Origin of the sequence: Acinetobacter sp. S40 (assembly GCF_016624705.1) — a bacterium.
Classification (GTDB): domain Bacteria; phylum Pseudomonadota; class Gammaproteobacteria; order Pseudomonadales; family Moraxellaceae; genus Acinetobacter.
On record NZ_JACVTU010000003.1, the window covers coordinates 366,965 to 382,532 of the forward strand.

Sequence of the window (15,568 nt, forward strand, 5' to 3'; positions counted from 1 at the left end):
ATGTTTATTAAAACTCATGCGCCACAGAATGCATTAATCATGCAATTGTTACCTGTGTTACAGGAAGCGAGTCAAATTCTTTTTGAAGAATACCAAAGTTATACCGCAGGAAGCGAGTTTAATATTCACCAGAAAAGTGATAATTCACCTGTGACTCAGGCTGATTTAAAGATAAATCGTTTTTTAATGAAAGCGTTAGCTAAGATTCAGCCTATATATCCAGTATTATCCGAAGAAAATGATAATTCTGATCGACACGAATGGCCAATTTGCTGGATGCTTGATCCTCTGGATGGAACCAAAGAATTTATTCATGAGCGAGATGAATTTACGATTAATTTAAGTTTAATTGAAAATACGAAAACTATTTTTTCGATCATTATCGTACCTTGTGAACAGCAGATGTATCTAGGGTTTGTGAATGAACGACCTTATAAATATCAGTTTAATCATGGGCAATGGTGGCGTTATCAAATTGCTGATAAACAAGAGATAACGCAATTACAGGTTGGTTTGAGCCACAGCAGTAAAAATACCAAATATCAGCAGCTGACAACCTTTATTGAGCAGGATTATCCCGTGGTTCGGCGTGAAGCAGGAAGTGCCTATAAGTTTTGTATGATGCTTGAAGGGGAGATTGATCTTTATCCTAGATTTCATCCTACTTCAGAGTGGGACACCAGTGCGGGTCAGGGTTTACTGGAAAGTATAGGTGGTGGGCTGATTACGCTAAAAGGGCAACCATTTCAATATAATAAGCGTGATACTATTTTAAATGCAGGTTTTTTAGCGTTTACCACGCCAGAAATAAAAGATTTAGCATTAAATGCGCTAAAGCAATTGCAGATTACAGATTGAGAGTTTTTACCTGCATGGTATAGTGGGCAGGTAATGAAAATGACAATATAAGATGATTTATGGCACTTAAGCTATTACCTCCTAGTATGTTACAGGCAATTGATTTATTGCCTGATGGCACTATTCCTGTGACACTTTTTACACGACATTCGATTCGTGAAATTGTGAATGGACAGGGCTTGGCGGGATACGACTTACAGTTAACTGAGCCTGGTCGGGTTTTGGCTCAGGAATGGGGTGCTTGTCTCATCCAAAATACAGGTCGAATCATTCAGCACTGTATTTCTAGTCCTATTCAACGTTGTATTGATACCGCTGCGCTTATGATTGAAGGGGCTGATCAGGTTACACCTACCAGTAACACCCATACGATTGAAATCGTTGAACAGGGTTTATTGGTTGAGCCGGGTAGTTTTGTTCTGGATATAAAAAAAGCCGCGCCTTACTTTCGTGAACAGGGTGCATTGGGCTTTATTAATAGTTTTGTCAATAATGCTTTACCCGGTATGAAACATCCTATTACTGGTGTATTTGATGTTCTAGAGCTGATCTATAACACGCATCCCAATACTTCGCAGGGGTTAAGCCTAGCTGTGAGTCATGACACGATTATTGCTGCTATTGTTGCGGTTATTTCTGGTCGAAGTCAGATTGATAAAGAAGATTGGCCTGCCATGATGGAGGGTCTATTCGTCTGGTTTGAAGGAGATGACTTTATCAATAGCCAGCTTAAATGGATTTGGCGAGGTGAAGTTCATCAATTGAATGTAAGTGATTTTATACAGGTTGATCGGCGTTTATAAATGAGCGAACACAGCCAATCATAAAAAGAAGCGTTAAATATTTTTATTATTTCCAGAGCAATAAAAAAAGCCCAGTAGGGCTTTCTTTATTTGCTGCTTAGTTAGAAGCTAATGCTTTAACTTGAGCGTTTAAGCGGCTCTTGTGACGAGCAGCTTTATTTTTGTGGATGATGCCTTTATCAGCCATACGGTCAATTACAGGAACAGCTTTTTTATAAGCTTCTGTAGCAACAGCATAATCACCAGATGCGATTGCGCTTACAGTACGTTTGATGTAAGTACGAACCATAGAACGCAAGCTTGCGTTGTGTTTACGCGCTTTAACGTTTTGACGCGCACGTTTTTTTGCCTGAGCAGAGTTTGCCACTCTTGCACTCCTTGAAATTTGATTGGTCTGGGCGGGCTGAAGTTTCACCGGTTATAGTTAAAACTATCACCAGCCCGTAAACAAGTGCCATATTTTGATGAATCGGTGCGGTTAAGTCAAGTCTTGAGACGTTTTTGCAACGCTTTTGATGGTGATAAATTCTCAAGAACAGGCTAAATTAAGGCAAAAATACTCAGGCTGTTTAAAATATGACAAATATCAAGAATAAAGCCCTCGTTATTGGCGCGACAGGACTGGTGGGAAAAGCGCTTGTAAACCAATTACAAGCAGCACCAGAATTTGAAGATATCACCGTTATTGTACGCAAGGAGCTAGATGAATTTAAAAACTACTCTAAAGTTCAACAATTTTTACTTGAAGATTTTTTGTTACTGAATGATCAGGACGTCAGTGGCTATACACATGCATTTAGTTGTCTGGGTTCAACCATTAAAAAAGCAGGTTCTAAGCAGAAATTTTACGCGATTGATTATGAAATCAATGCTCATTTTGCTGATTTACTTCAGGATAAAGAAACGCATTTACTGGTGGTGAGTGCTTTAGGCGCAAATTCCTCCTCAATTGTGTTTTATAACAGGGTCAAGGGGCAACTCGAAGATTATTTAAAAACATTGACATTAACCAGACTTTCAATCTTTCATCCTTCTTTGTTGATCGGTGAGCGAGAAGAGCAGCGATTATTGGAAAGCGCCGCACAAAAATTATTTTTAAGTTTGCAGAATATTTGGAAGAAACCATTTTTATATAAACCTGTTACCGCAGAACAATTGGCTCATACCATGGTCGTAGCTGCAAATACGCAAATGGAAGCTTTTAAAGTTTATGATAATTTAGCCATACAAATGACCTCATAATGGAGAGCAACATGACAACAGTGCCTTTCGTAACCTGTGATTTACTCGACGACCATCCTGAACATGATATTCAGGTGCTAACACCCTCGTTAGATGGACGTTTTTTTAAAAGTTACGGTGCACGTAAAACATTTGGTGGACAAATTGTGACTGTAAAATGTTTTGAAGATAATTCACGCGTTAAAGAATTATTAGCGACAGATGGAACAGGAAAAGTTCTGGTAGTCGATGGTGGCGCATCCATGCGCTGTGCGTTGATGGGCGATATGATTGCTGAGTCAGCCGTACAAAATCACTGGAATGGCGTGGTGATTTATGGCTGTATTCGTGATGTGGATGCACTTGCTGAACTGGATTTGGGCGTGCATGCATTGGCTGCAATTCCGCAAAAAAGTAACCGTAAAGGCATAGGCGAGGTGGATGTGAATCTGTACTTTGGTGGGGTGACATTTCAATCGGGTGATTTTATCTATGCTGATAACAATGGCATTGTAGTCGCTAAAGAACAACTCACAAATCTATAATAACAGGATAACGTTATGGTGATTCATCAAATTAAGGTCTTGCAATCGCTTACATCAAGTCTTGCCGGAGGGGGGCGTGGAGTCATTGGTACACCGTTTCCCATTCAACCAGAAAAACCAATTAAGCTTTATGAATTTGAAGGATCGCCATTTTGTCGTCGTGTACGAGAGGCTTTGACTTTGCTCAATCTGGATGTTGAAATTTATCCATGTCCTAAAGGTGGTCAAAAGTATCGTCAAATTGTGAAAGAAAAAGGTGGGAAATTACGGTTTCCATTTATGATCGATGAAAATACAGGTGACCAGCTTTTTGAGTCTCAGGAAATTATTCATCATCTTTTCAAAAATTACGGTAGAACTGGAAAAACGCCTAATAAATATAGTCATTATCCTAAAATACCGGTGCCTGAGTTCGCAGGAACACTTTTAAATATGGCACGTGGAGTCTGGGTCGATAAGAAGATCGTAAATCGTGCTGCGCCTGCGCAATTGCTTGAACTTTGGAGTTTTGAGGCTAGTCCCTATTCACGTATTGTTCGCGCAGTGTTGACGGAATTAGAAATTCCTTACATTTTACATAATATACCAAAGGAACGTTGGCAAGATCAGGGGCCAGCAGTGTTACGATTAAAGCCAGGAAAATATGTACCTTTGGTTGGTGGCAAACGTGAAAAAATGCTGCCAGAAATGCAGGGGAAAATGCAAGTTCCTTATTTAGTGGATCCAAATACTGGAGTTAAGCTATTTGAGTCTGCTGAAATTGTGAAATATTTAAAGAAACAATACGGACAAGCCTAAAGTTTCATGGGTAAAAGAATACGGATAAGTTTATGACTTATCCGTTTTTTTGTTTGTATTTTATACGGCTATAAAGTTTTCAATCATTCTAAAGTAAGCTTTTATATACAATATGTTAAATTAGTAACAGAATAAAATGCTCAGACAAGGCAGAGGTTTATGACATTAACTCGAGTTCAACCTGTTACTAGTCGTCCAGGTGAAAACGCTTTATTTATTGTATTGGGACTCTCTTTAACCGATGGTGTAAAAGAAAAAGTTATCGATTTTTCAGCAAATTTTTCAGCATTGACGCGTAGCTTAAGAGCACGTTATCCAGATGATAATTTTAATGCTGTTTTGGGCTTCAGTTCAAATGCATGGGATATGTTGTTTGAAGGGCAGCCTAAACCCCACGAGTTAACCACTTTTAAAGAAATTAAAGGGCCAAAATATACTGCTGTTTCGACTGCTGGGGATTTATTTTTCCATATTCGCGCAGACCGTCAAGCTTTATGTTTTGAATTGGCCAGTATTATTCATGAACAATTAAAAGATTTGACTCATCCTGTCGATGAAGTGCATGGTTTCCGTTATTTTGATGGCCGTGCCATTATTGGCTTTGTAGATGGTACAGAAAATCCTGAACCTGAAATTGCCGCAGAATATGCTCTAGTTGGTACAGAAGATCCATTATTTACTGGTGGGAGCTATGCTTTTGTACAAAAGTACATTCATGATATGGATAAATGGCGTGGCTTAAGCGATGAAGAACAGGAAAAAGTGATTGGTCGTAAAAAGTTTAATGATGTTGAGCTAGGTGATGAGGTAAAACCGGGAACAGCACATAATAATGTGAGTAAAGCCTATGATGATGAAGGGAATGAACTGAAAATCATGCGCGCCAATATGCCATTTGCTAATCCAAGTAAAGGGGAATATGGAACCTATTTTATCGGCTATGCCAATAAATTTAGTACAACACGTCAAATGTTAGAACATATGTTTTTGGGTAATGCTGAAGGGCATTTAGACCGTTTATTGGACTTTAGCACAGCACAGACAGGAACCTTATTTTTTGTTCCTACCGTTGATTTTCTTGATGATTTAGGAGATGAATGATTTAAGTCGTGTGCAGGCCTAAATAATAAAACCCAAGCGAATGATCTGCTTGGGTTTTTAAGCTGGGATTTTTAAATATTGAATGGGCTAAAATTAAAATCGTTCTGCCATCGCCATATTCCACATTCGATAATAAAAATTTTCATCATCTTTTTCATGGCAATCTAAAAGTTCTCCACCTTTAAAGAAAAAATGTAGTTGTGCATAATTTTTGATTTCACGATCATTAATTCGTTGAGCCAGATGATGTGCCTTAATTTCTGATGGATGTTGTAAGCCAGCTGCCGCGATCATTTCAGACAGAGCATGTAATGTATTTTTCTGAAAATGAAAAACACGATCTGCTTTGGTGGGCACATCGATTGCTTTTTGGCGATCTTTATCCTGTGTGGCGACTCCCACTGGACACTGATTGGTATGGCAACTTTGTGCCTGAATACAGCCTACCGCAAACATAAAACCACGTGCGGAATTGACCCAGTCTGCACCAAGAGCAAACGTGCTGGCAATATCAAAAGCACTAATAATCTTTCCACTGGCACCTAGTTTAATCTGATCGCGTATTCCAGCACCAATCAATGTGTTATGTACAAACTGTAAGCCTTCACGTAGAGGCGTTCCGATAAAATCACTAAATTCCACAGGTGCAGCACCTGTACCACCTTCAGAACCATCTACTACAATAAAATCAGGAATAATTTTAGTGACTAATATGGCTTTCACAATCCCCATAAATTGCCATGGTTGGCCGATACAGAGTTTAAAACCCACGGGTTTTCCACCTGATAGTCCACGTAATTGTTGAATAAAATGCATCATCTCAATTGGCGTGTTAAATGCAGAATGTTTTGGGGGTGAGACACAGTCACGGTCACGTGGCACACCACGGATTTCAGCAATTTCCTCAGTAATTTTATTTTTGGGTAAGATTCCACCATGTCCCGGTTTTGCGCCTTGAGAAAGTTTAATTTCAATCATTCTGATCTGGGGAAGTGCAGCCTGTTTCTTAAATTTCTCAGGATCAAACTTTCCATCCAGAGTCCGGCACCCAAAATAACCACTGGCAATTTCCCAGACAATATCGCCACCATTTTCCAGATGGTAAGGACTTAAACTTCCTTCACCGGTATCGTGATAAAAGTTGCCCATTTTGGCACCTTTATTCAACGCACGAATAGCATTGGCACTCAAACTACCAAAACTCATGGCAGAAATATTCATAATCGATGCGCTATAAGGCTGTGTGCATTGATGATTACCTATTTCGATACGAAATGTTTTGGGATCTGCGGGGGGGCATGGGGTAATGGAATGCACCATAAAGCGATAGTCGTCTTGATAGACATTGATGATTGAGCCAAAGGGTTTATCGGCATTTTCATTTTTTGCACGTTGGTAAACCAAACTACGTTGCATTCTTGAAAATGGTAAAGCATCCTGATCGGCTTCAATAAAGTATTGTCTAATTTCAGGTCGAAAATCTTCAAAGAAAAAACGAAAATGTCCCATGATAGGATAATTTCTTAATATGGAATGTTTGCTTTGCAAAATATCATACAGACCAACGAGGCTTAGCAATGCTGTAATGAGCCAGAGTCCATTTAGTACCGTATCTGAAACAAAGTAATAGATGTAATAAGGTGCGTAAGAAATACGAAACCAGCTAATGCTGATTGCAATAATAATGCACAGAAACCAGATGGAATGACGTGAAAAAAAGGTATTTAAAAATTTGTGTCTAATACTTTGGGTCAAATTGGCCATTAAAACAATGTTCCTTTTTTATTGTTATCTAAATTAGCCAACAAGGCTGCTTGAGCTCAAGTAATGAATTGTTAGAGCTGAGAATTATTCTAAACTCGCAGCCCCAAAATAACTTATTCTGCTTCTTCTTCAGGAGGAAGTAACATCAAAACAGATTCGTTGAGTAATTGGGCAATATCCTCAAGAATATCTTGCTGATGAAAAGATTGATCGAAATTTAGACTTTCACCATCTGCAAGCTGTTTTAATGCGTTCTCAAATGCTTCAGAAATACAGCATTCTTCCCCATTTGCCCAAAATAAGAGTTGCTTATCTTCAGTGGTATATAAAAGTCGTGAAGCGGGTTCTAGGCGTAACTCATAACCTGTATCAAGGATTTCCAGTAAATCCTCTATTTCAATTTCATCCGGTTCAGGTAGATTATCAGGATATTTCGGTTCAGACATTAATGACATTAATGCATGTTCAAAGTGACTTGAATGTTGTAATTGCTCAAGCACTTTGGTTTTAAGGTAAGCCAATTCATTGGTTGTAATTTCACCAATCGCGGAAGTTTGATCACGAACAATATCTAACAATGGGTTTTTCAATTCAGCATTGTCTGCAAAATGATCACTAACTCGATCCATCATGGTGGCAATATTTGGCATACGAAAACCAAAAGAAAAGGTCAAGCAATCATCTTCAGCAACACCGTAATGTGACAAACCAGGGGGAACATAAAGTAAATCGCCTGGAGCCAAGACTTCATCAAAATGAATATCCATGTCGGGCAATAATTTTAAAGGTTGATTTGGAACAAACTCGGTTGATTCATCACACATTTGTCCAAGATGCCAGCGACGATGACCATAGCCTTGAACAAGGAAAACATCGTAAAAATCAAAATGTTTGCCGACAGATCCACCTTTAGGTGCATAGGACACCATAATGTCATCGCGTCTCCACTGTGGAATAAATGGAAACTTTTTCCAGAGTTCTGCCAGATCAAAAGAGTAATGATCTACCGCCTGAACCAATAAAGTCCAGAGTTTTGGCATTTTCTGAAAATCACCTTTGATGAGCGGAGATGATTTTACGCTCCATTGATTTGGATCTTTATCCTTCTGCTTGAGCAAACGTGCAGAAATAGTTTCTTCTAGAGCCAGTTCCTTGACATCATCAGGTTCAAGAAGGTTGATAATTTCTGGCATGGCATTACGAACCAATAACGGTTTTTTCTGCCAATATTCAGCAAGAAATTGCTCTGCGGTGATTCCACCCAATACATCTAAAGCTTGTGACATAAAACGCCTATTTAAAAAAACGATGCAATAAGACCATGCAAAAAAACGATTAAAAATTAAGGAATAACCAAACCGAGTTGGCGAAGAACATAACAGAGCTGAATCATGGGTAAACCCATCAATGTAGTTTGATCTGGACCCGACATGGACTCAAACAAACTAATACCTAAACCTTCACAGCGAAAACTACCTGCACATTGTAGAGGTTGCTCGATAGACACATAGCGTTGGATTTCGTCAAATTCAAGCGTACGGAATTTAACTTGATAATGTTCAACCAGGGTTTGTTCAAAGCCACTTTGTAAATGTTGAATGCTAAGGCCCGTACTAAAACATACAGTTTGATCTGAATTCGACATCAGTTGTGCGATGGCATTTTCAGTCGTTAAGGGTTTACCAATGAAGTCCTGTGGTGTATTGCTTCTCCAAGCGACTTGGTCAGAACCAATAACAATAGCATCTGGATACTTTTCTGAAATAACGTGCGACTTTTCATAAGCCAAACGCCGTGCCAAATCATCGGCATTGCTTTCACCTTTTAAAGATTCATCAATATCTGGAGAAATACAGCGATAAGCAATACCAAGCCGATCCATCAAGGCTTTACGAGTTTGGCTGCTAGATGCCAATATAATATCAGGATGATTCATTAAACTGCATATTCCATCAGGACATCTAAAGGTACATAGCTTAAAACTGACTGGTGACATGCCTGTAGTTTAATAGGTGGCGCAAAACCTGCCTGATAGGCTTCTACCCAGCGAGTGACACAAATACACCAGAAATCACCAGGTTTAACGCCCGGAAAGCCAACTTCTGGAAGCGGTGTAATCAGATCATTTCCGACTTTTTGTGAGTAACTCAGGAACTCGGAGGTCATTTCGGCACACACAGTGTGTTGTCCAAGATCATTGACCGCGGTATGACAAAACCCATTACGAAAATAACCTGTAATGGGATCAAAACAACAGCTTGCTAAGGGTTCGCCCAATACGTTCAAGCGATTAATTTTTGGATCTGGATGAATAGACATAGGCCTTAATCGTAAAACAGCTGAAACTATCATAATCAAAAGTTTATCTTTCTACAGCTTTTCTGCAAAAAAACTAACTTTTTTTAGTGTAATCATTTAAAATTGGCGCGTTTTTAAATCTATAAAGAGAGCAATACATGAATTTTCAGCGCATGACTGACCTTGATTTAGCAGGCAAACGTGTCCTTATTCGTGAAGATTTAAACGTTCCGGTAAAAAATGGAGAAATTACCAGCGATGCACGTTTACGTGCTGCATTACCAACGATTCAAGCTGCTTTGGAAAAAGGTGCGGCGGTCATGGTGTTCTCTCATTTAGGTCGTCCAGTTGAAGGTGAACCAAAACTAGAACAATCACTTGCACCTGTCGCAACGTATTTAAGTAAAGCATTGGATCAGGATGTGAAACTTTATACAGACTATTTGGATGGAGTTGAAGTAGACGCTGGTCAGGTTGTTTTGCTTGAAAATGTACGCTTTAACCACGGTGAAAAGAAAAACAGTCCAGATCTGGCACAAAAATATGCTGCGCTTTGCGATGTTTTTGTGATGGATGCATTTGGTACTGCACATCGTGCTGAAGCATCTACTGAAGGCGTTGCGCGTTATGCCAAAGTTGCGGCAGCAGGCCCATTACTTGCGGCTGAGCTGGATGCACTCGGTCGTGCACTTCAAACACCTGAAAAGCCAATGGTTGCGATTGTTGCAGGTTCTAAAGTTTCAACAAAACTTGATGTTTTAACTTCACTTTCTGATATTTGCGGGCAATTAATTGTCGGTGGTGGTATTGCAAATACTTTCTTGGCAGCTGCTGGTTTTAATGTCGGTAAATCACTGTGTGAAAATGATTTAATTGATACAGCAAAAGCAATCGCGGCTAAAGTGTCAGTGCCACTTCCAACAGATGTTGTGGTTGCAGATGCCTCACACATCAATTTTGATGACTTTTTAGGTTCATTGGCAAATACTCAGGCAGTCGTAAAAAAAGTTGAAGACATTGCTGATAATGACATGATTTTAGATGTCGGTCCTGAAACGGCGAAAGTGTTTGCTGAAATATTAAAAACTGCCAAGACCATCCTTTGGAACGGTCCAGTAGGTGTATTTGAAGTTGACCAATTTGGCGAGGGTACAAAAACACTTTCATTGGCGATTGCTGAATCAGAGGGATTCTCTATTGCCGGGGGTGGAGATACTTTGGCTGCAATTGATAAATACAATGTGGCTGATAAAATTGGTTATATTTCGACGGGTGGCGGTGCATTCCTTGAGTTTGTAGAAGGTAAAACGCTTCCTGCGGTTGCTGTATTGTTAGAACGTGCATAATCACTAAAAGATTTTTGTCATAAATTTGAAAACAGGCCAATTAATATTGGCCTGTTTTTCATTTTAGATTCATATAACTGTCACAAAGCTGCAATAAACTAAAATGCATTCAGTAATCAGAGTTGTAGGAAAACATGATGAAATTGAAACTTGCTTTGGCTGCTCTAGTGATTGTCCCTTTAACTTTAACTGCCTGTGCTAAAAAAAATGATGCACCTGCCTCTCAAGAAGGTCAGGCTGCACCAGCTCAGGAAAAAATCACGCCAGAACAACAAGCAGCAATTGATGCATTAGATAAACCTGTAATGGATGAGAAAAATACTGATATTTCTGAATCTGTCGCAAACGCACCTGCTGAACCAGCAACGCCTGCAACCGAAGCAGAAGCGGCCGCTGTTGAGCCAAAACAGGACAAAGTACACTAAGTTATGTAGGCTTTTGTTAAAAGTCCCTGCCAAAGCAGGGATTTTTTTTGAAATCCTGTGATTTGTTGCTGATTTGAAACAAATGACAAGGTAGAATATGTCGCACTACCTGGGAGGATATTATGGCACTTATTTCATTGCGCCAGCTCTTGGATCACGCCGCAGAACACAACTATGGCGTACCAGCGTTTAACGTAAACAACTTAGAACAAATGCGCGCAATCATGTTGGCCGCGGATGCTACTAATTCACCCGTGATTGTGCAGGCTTCGGCTGGCGCTCGTAAATATGCGGGTGCGCCATTCTTGCGCCATCTTATTTTAGCGGCGGTTGAAGAATGGCCACATATTCCAGTGGTAATGCATCAGGATCATGGTACAAGCCCTGATGTCTGTCAGCGTTCAATCCAATTGGGTTTTAGCTCAGTAATGATGGATGGATCATTGGCTGCTGATGGCAAGACACCAACAGATTATGACTATAACGTTGATGTCACTCGCCGTGTAGTACAAATGGCGCATGCATGCGGCGTATCCGTCGAAGGCGAAATTGGCTGTTTGGGTAGTCTTGAAACGGGTTTAGCGGGTGAAGAAGATGGTGTGGGTGCAGAAGGGGTACTTGATCATTCTCAGCTTTTAACTTCAGTTGAAGAAGCTCAACAATTCGTTGCAGATACCAATGTTGATGCTTTGGCGATTGCAGTGGGTACTTCTCACGGTGCATATAAGTTTACTCGTCCCCCTACAGGCGATATTCTGGCGATTGATCGTATTAAAGAAATTCATGCTGCTTTGCCTAATACGCATTTGGTTATGCATGGTTCAAGCTCTGTACCTCAGGAATGGTTAAAAATCATTAACGAGTACGGCGGTAATATTGGTGAAACTTATGGTGTACCAGTTGATCAGCTTGTTGAAGCGATTAAACATGGTGTGCGTAAGATCAATATTGATACCGATTTACGTTTAGCTTCGACAGGTGCGATTCGCCGCTTTATGGCGGAAAATCCAGCTGAATTTGATCCACGTAAATACTTTGCCAAAACTGTTGATGCCATGAAACAAATCTGTATCGACCGTTATGAAGCTTTTGGTACTGCGGGAAATGCCGATAAAATTCGTCCAATTTCTTTAGAAATAATGGTTGATCGTTATAAATAATTAATCTGTTATTTATAAGATTCTGGAAAAGCCCATATAGTGGGCTTTTCTTTTATCAACAAAAAAGATAAAACCGCGAGAACAAAATGCAATTCATTATATTTTCAGCATTATGTAGTGTATCTGTTTCGATTTTACTTAAATGGCTTAAAGAAAAAGGTTTTGAACCCATCCAGATGATCGTCTGGAATTATGTCAGTGCCAGTTTGATGTGTTTCATCTGGTTCAAACCTGACCTTGGTCATCTTTCTATACAGCATACACCGTGGTGGTTAATTATTGTATTGGGCTTGATTTTACCCAGTATATTTTTGTGTTTGGCAAAATCATTACAATTTGCAGGAATTATAAAAACAGAGCTTGCGCAACGTTTATCAGTTGTATTGTCTCTATTGGCTGCATATTTTATTTTTCATGAAAATTTTAATACCTTAAAAATTGTGGGTATTGGTTTAGGTTTAGCCGCAGTTTTAAGTATTATTCTGGCAAAAGGGCAAAGTCAAAATTCTTCCAATCACCATAAAGCCATGATCGCCTTAATCGGTGTATGGGTGGGTTATGCATTCGTCGATATTCTTCTTAAATACACGAGTAGCTTAGGTCTACAGTTTTCAGTTACGCTGAATCTGATTTTTATGGCATCATTTATATTTTCATTTATCTATGTCGGTTTTGTCTTGAAACAAGCATGGCTGACCAAGAACATGCTGGCTGGTTTGATTTTGGGGATGTTAAACTTTACCAATATCGCGTTATACGTTAAAGCCCATATGTTGCTTAAAGATTCTCCAGCTATTGTTTTTGCAGGTATGAATATTTTAGTGGTGGTGTTTGGTATTTTGAGTGGTTTGATTTTATTTAGGGAAAAAACAAACTGGATGACAGTATTAGGTTTAATATTAGGTTTAGCAGGCGTCATTTGCCTAGCTCAAGCGATATAATAGAATCCTTTATTTATAGCCGAAATAAGGTTTGGTTGCTGTAGCTAAACGGATAAAATTTCTTAACATGACCAAATGAATTGAAAATTTTTTGAATTTCGACTTTAAAAATAGTAGGTAAACCTCATCAGACTTTTAGGTAGCCCGATGAGGAAAAGATGAAAATTAAAGCTGAGTAAAAATCACATCATCACTTAAACGTGATTTTGGTAATTTGGCATTAAAGTCTGTTTCACTTCGATAACCCAAGGCAACGACTACTGAGGCACGAAAGCCTTTTTCAGTTAAACCGAATTCTTCATTTAAGATATCTTCATCAAAACCACCCATTGGCGTGGCATCAATACCTTCTAGTCCTGCTGCAAGAAGTAATTGACCAAGCGCAATAAAGGTTTGATTTTCCATCCAGCCAAATAGATTTTTTTGTTCGTTACGATAAAAATCAACATAACCTGCACGGGTTTCGCGTTGACCTTGCTTGGCTTTTTCATCCTTAAAACGACCATTCAGATCATCTTGCTCAAGTAATTGTTCAAGATGCTCAGGAGTTGCATCGATACGTGTACAAAATACAATAGTATGTGACGAGTCTAAAACTTTTGGGGCATTATAAGCATATCGTCCTGTCATGGCTTTAGCGATACGTTGTTTAGCTTCATCACTTTCAGCGATTAAAAAATGCCACGGTTGAATATTGACTGAAGATGGAGTTAAACGCAGTACTTCTAATAAACGTTCAAGCTGTTCGCCGTTTATTTTTTTTGTTGGATCATAAGCTTTAGTGGTATAGCGGCTTTTGGCAGTATCTAATAAGTTCATGATCATCAACCTGATTTGTAAGTTATATACATAGCTCATGATCATAAATCGAAATTTAAAGAGATGAAATGTTTTTCAATAAAAATCAACTGAACAATACAAATGCTTTATATTTTAATCAATCTGCCATTTTATGAAGTGCTGTTGGCCTTCTTCATCAACTTCTAGAATCATGGCTTCACCTGTTTTTTCGCGCCAGTCGCCTAAAACGATTCTAAGTTTTTGCTCTAAAGGATGGATTGCAGGACGGTGAGTATGTCCATGAATCAGATAATCAATATCAGATAAAGCTTTTAAAACAGCCTGATTATTTACATCCATGATTTCATAAGATTTTTGTTGCTTATTTTCGCGACTTTTTTTGCGAAAGCCATTGGCAAGCTTTTGCCGAAAACTCAACGGGGTTTTTTTCAAAAATGCAATCAGATAAGGATTGCGAATAATCTTTTTAAATCGTTGATAAGCGAGATCATCAGTACATAAAGCATCCCCATGTTCGAGCCGATATTGATGGCCTGCAATTTTGATAGTGTAAGTATCTGGAAGCAAAACGCCGTTAAATTGCTTTAAAAAAACCTGACCTAAAGCAAAATCTCGGTTACCCACCTGAAAATAAATTTGATTACCTGAAGCATCAAATTGCTTTAAGGCAGTAACAATTTCATCTAGCCAAGGGGCACTATAGTCATCACCAATCCATGCATTAAACCAATCACCCAAAATATAAAGTTGGGTGTGTTTCTCTTTATAATGGCAAAGTAAATCTAAAAACCCCCGAATCAATCGAGGGTGTTCAGGTGACAAATGTAAATCTGAAATAAACAGATAAGTCACAAAAGATTCCGTTAAAAATTATTCTGAAATAATTTTAGCAGATTCGATTACAACATTTTCTAAAGGAACATCAGCGTGATAACCGCGGTTACCTGTGCGAACATTTTTAATTTCGCTTACAACATCCATACCTTCAACAACTTTACCAAACACAGCATAACCCCAACCCTGAGCTGTTTTACCAGTATGGTTAAGGAATGAGTTGTTTTTAACATTAATGAAGAACTGAGCAGACGCAGAGTGAGGTGCTTGGGTACGTGCCATAGCAATAGTACCTTCATCATTGCTTAAGCCATTGTCTGCTTCATTTTCGATTGAATCACGAGTAGCTTTTTCTTTGAAGTTTTCGTCCATGCCACCGCCCTGGATCATAAAACCATCAATCACACGATGGAAAATGACACCATCATAGAAACCATCACGAACATATTCCAAGAAGTTAGCAACTGTTTTAGGCGCTTTTTCAGTGTTAAGCTCAAGAACAATACGACCTTTGTTGGTGTTTAATTCGACTTGAGGAAAACTCATTACATAATCTCCTAATCATGGACATGAAAGCCATGGGTTTTTTGGTTGAGAGAAGCATAAGCAAACTGTAAACTACATAGCAAGTAAAAAACGTAAATTTCTTTGATAAAAAACGAAGATTACGTTT

18 protein-coding genes are annotated in these 15,568 nt (G+C 38.9%); 10 read left to right on the plus strand and 8 right to left on the minus strand.

Features of this window, described 5'->3' with window-relative positions; translation table 11 throughout:
- Both IAE19_RS06775 and IAE19_RS06780 read left to right on the plus strand, forming a co-directional pair.
- Complete coding sequence (locus IAE19_RS06775) at window positions 1–858, plus strand: 3'(2'),5'-bisphosphate nucleotidase CysQ (RefSeq protein WP_200460168.1); 858 nt, start codon at window positions 1–3, stop codon at window positions 856–858.
- Between the two features lie 59 nt (window positions 859–917).
- Complete coding sequence (locus IAE19_RS06780) at window positions 918–1,661, plus strand: phosphoglycerate mutase family protein (RefSeq protein ID WP_200460169.1); 744 nt, start codon at window positions 918–920, stop codon at window positions 1,659–1,661.
- Window positions 1,662–1,758: 97 nt separating this feature from the next.
- On the opposite strand, the gene rpsT is transcribed toward IAE19_RS06780, so the two are convergent.
- Complete coding sequence (rpsT, locus tag IAE19_RS06785) at window positions 1,759–2,028, minus strand: 30S ribosomal protein S20 (protein ID WP_004987979.1); 270 nt, start codon at window positions 2,026–2,028, stop codon at window positions 1,759–1,761.
- A gap of 209 nt (window positions 2,029–2,237) precedes the next feature.
- Here rpsT and IAE19_RS06790 point away from each other — a divergent pair, with 209 nt between their 5' ends.
- From IAE19_RS06790 to IAE19_RS06805, 4 genes are all read left to right on the plus strand, one after another.
- Window positions 2,238–2,903: a nucleoside-diphosphate sugar epimerase gene (locus IAE19_RS06790; RefSeq protein ID WP_200460170.1), complete on the plus strand. Its 666-nt coding sequence runs from the start codon at window positions 2,238–2,240 to the stop codon at window positions 2,901–2,903.
- A gap of 11 nt (window positions 2,904–2,914) precedes the next feature.
- Entirely contained in the window at window positions 2,915–3,427 is a 513-nt protein-coding gene (gene rraA / locus IAE19_RS06795) for a ribonuclease E activity regulator RraA (RefSeq protein WP_200460171.1), read from the plus strand.
- A 15-nt stretch (window positions 3,428–3,442) separates the two neighbouring features.
- Window positions 3,443–4,225 (plus strand): glutathione S-transferase N-terminal domain-containing protein, encoded by a 783-nt coding sequence (locus IAE19_RS06800; RefSeq protein WP_200460172.1) that lies wholly within the window; start codon window positions 3,443–3,445, stop codon window positions 4,223–4,225.
- Window positions 4,226–4,384: 159 nt separating this feature from the next.
- Window positions 4,385–5,326, plus strand: a complete 942-nt coding sequence (locus IAE19_RS06805) for a Dyp-type peroxidase (protein WP_200460173.1) — start codon at window positions 4,385–4,387, stop codon at window positions 5,324–5,326.
- Window positions 5,327–5,419: 93 nt separating this feature from the next.
- On the opposite strand, the gene IAE19_RS06810 is transcribed toward IAE19_RS06805, so the two are convergent.
- The 4 genes from IAE19_RS06810 to IAE19_RS06825 all read right to left on the minus strand — a co-directional run bounded on the left by IAE19_RS06810 (window position 5,420) and on the right by IAE19_RS06825 (window position 9,409).
- Entirely contained in the window at window positions 5,420–7,090 is a 1,671-nt protein-coding gene (locus IAE19_RS06810) for an FMN-binding glutamate synthase family protein (protein WP_200460174.1), read from the minus strand.
- A gap of 113 nt (window positions 7,091–7,203) precedes the next feature.
- Entirely contained in the window at window positions 7,204–8,376 is a 1,173-nt protein-coding gene (locus tag IAE19_RS06815; RefSeq protein ID WP_200460175.1) for a cupin domain-containing protein, read from the minus strand.
- A gap of 56 nt (window positions 8,377–8,432) precedes the next feature.
- Window positions 8,433–9,026: a Maf family protein gene (locus tag IAE19_RS06820; RefSeq protein ID WP_200460176.1), complete on the minus strand. Its 594-nt coding sequence runs from the start codon at window positions 9,024–9,026 to the stop codon at window positions 8,433–8,435.
- Window positions 9,026–9,409: a DUF2237 family protein gene (locus IAE19_RS06825; protein ID WP_200460177.1), complete on the minus strand. Its 384-nt coding sequence runs from the start codon at window positions 9,407–9,409 to the stop codon at window positions 9,026–9,028. The genes IAE19_RS06820 and IAE19_RS06825 overlap by 1 nt, the downstream gene beginning before the upstream one ends.
- 137 nt (window positions 9,410–9,546) lie before the next feature.
- On the opposite strand from IAE19_RS06825, the gene IAE19_RS06830 reads away from it, so the two are divergent.
- The 4 genes from IAE19_RS06830 (at window position 9,547) to IAE19_RS06845 (ending at window position 13,260) form a co-directional block, all read left to right on the plus strand.
- The gene (locus IAE19_RS06830) at window positions 9,547–10,734 is read left to right on the plus strand and encodes a phosphoglycerate kinase (protein WP_200460178.1); all 1,188 of its coding nucleotides are present in this window, start codon (window positions 9,547–9,549) and stop codon (window positions 10,732–10,734) included.
- Between the two features lie 137 nt (window positions 10,735–10,871).
- Window positions 10,872–11,159 carry a hypothetical protein gene (locus IAE19_RS06835; protein ID WP_200460289.1) on the plus strand — a complete coding sequence of 96 codons (288 nt, stop codon included), beginning with the start codon at window positions 10,872–10,874 and terminating at the stop codon, window positions 11,157–11,159.
- A gap of 122 nt (window positions 11,160–11,281) precedes the next feature.
- Window positions 11,282–12,319: a class II fructose-bisphosphate aldolase gene (gene fba, locus IAE19_RS06840; protein WP_200460179.1), complete on the plus strand. Its 1,038-nt coding sequence runs from the start codon at window positions 11,282–11,284 to the stop codon at window positions 12,317–12,319.
- Window positions 12,320–12,405: 86 nt separating this feature from the next.
- Window positions 12,406–13,260 (plus strand): DMT family transporter, encoded by an 855-nt coding sequence (locus IAE19_RS06845; protein ID WP_200460180.1) that lies wholly within the window; start codon window positions 12,406–12,408, stop codon window positions 13,258–13,260.
- 165 nt (window positions 13,261–13,425) lie between these two features.
- Here the strand turns inward: IAE19_RS06845 and nfsB are convergent, their stop codons facing one another.
- The 3 genes from nfsB to IAE19_RS06860 form a co-directional block, all read right to left on the minus strand.
- Complete coding sequence (gene nfsB / locus IAE19_RS06850; protein ID WP_200460181.1) at window positions 13,426–14,079, minus strand: oxygen-insensitive NAD(P)H nitroreductase; 654 nt, start codon at window positions 14,077–14,079, stop codon at window positions 13,426–13,428.
- Between the two features lie 114 nt (window positions 14,080–14,193).
- Window positions 14,194–14,913 (minus strand): UDP-2,3-diacylglucosamine diphosphatase, encoded by a 720-nt coding sequence (locus IAE19_RS06855; protein WP_200460182.1) that lies wholly within the window; start codon window positions 14,911–14,913, stop codon window positions 14,194–14,196.
- An 18-nt stretch (window positions 14,914–14,931) separates the two neighbouring features.
- Window positions 14,932–15,441, minus strand: coding sequence for a peptidylprolyl isomerase (locus tag IAE19_RS06860; protein WP_200460183.1), 510 nt, complete (start codon window positions 15,439–15,441; stop codon window positions 14,932–14,934).
- Window positions 15,442–15,568: the final 127 nt, after the last annotated feature.

Bases quoted from the DNA above. Each gene is read 5' to 3' on its own strand.
- IAE19_RS06775 (WP_200460168.1), top strand. From the start codon at position 1: ATGTTTATTAAAACTCATGCGCCACAGAATGCATTAATCATGCAATTG.
- IAE19_RS06780 (WP_200460169.1), top strand. From the start codon at position 918: ATGGCACTTAAGCTATTACCTCCTAGTATGTTACAGGCAATTGATTTA.
- IAE19_RS06790 (WP_200460170.1), top strand. From the start codon at position 2,238: ATGACAAATATCAAGAATAAAGCCCTCGTTATTGGCGCGACAGGACTG.
- rraA (WP_200460171.1), top strand. From the start codon at position 2,915: ATGACAACAGTGCCTTTCGTAACCTGTGATTTACTCGACGACCATCCT.
- IAE19_RS06800 (WP_200460172.1), top strand. From the start codon at position 3,443: ATGGTGATTCATCAAATTAAGGTCTTGCAATCGCTTACATCAAGTCTT.
- IAE19_RS06805 (WP_200460173.1), top strand. From the start codon at position 4,385: ATGACATTAACTCGAGTTCAACCTGTTACTAGTCGTCCAGGTGAAAAC.
- IAE19_RS06810 (WP_200460174.1), bottom strand. From the start codon at position 7,090: ATGGCCAATTTGACCCAAAGTATTAGACACAAATTTTTAAATACCTTT.
- IAE19_RS06815 (WP_200460175.1), bottom strand. From the start codon at position 8,376: ATGTCACAAGCTTTAGATGTATTGGGTGGAATCACCGCAGAGCAATTT.
- IAE19_RS06820 (WP_200460176.1), bottom strand. From the start codon at position 9,026: ATGAATCATCCTGATATTATATTGGCATCTAGCAGCCAAACTCGTAAA.
- IAE19_RS06825 (WP_200460177.1), bottom strand. From the start codon at position 9,409: ATGTCTATTCATCCAGATCCAAAAATTAATCGCTTGAACGTATTGGGC.
- IAE19_RS06830 (WP_200460178.1), top strand. From the start codon at position 9,547: ATGAATTTTCAGCGCATGACTGACCTTGATTTAGCAGGCAAACGTGTC.
- IAE19_RS06835 (WP_200460289.1), top strand. From the start codon at position 10,872: ATGAAATTGAAACTTGCTTTGGCTGCTCTAGTGATTGTCCCTTTAACT.
- fba (WP_200460179.1), top strand. From the start codon at position 11,282: ATGGCACTTATTTCATTGCGCCAGCTCTTGGATCACGCCGCAGAACAC.
- IAE19_RS06845 (WP_200460180.1), top strand. From the start codon at position 12,406: ATGCAATTCATTATATTTTCAGCATTATGTAGTGTATCTGTTTCGATT.
- nfsB (WP_200460181.1), bottom strand. From the start codon at position 14,079: ATGAACTTATTAGATACTGCCAAAAGCCGCTATACCACTAAAGCTTAT.
- IAE19_RS06860 (WP_200460183.1), bottom strand. From the start codon at position 15,441: ATGAGTTTTCCTCAAGTCGAATTAAACACCAACAAAGGTCGTATTGTT.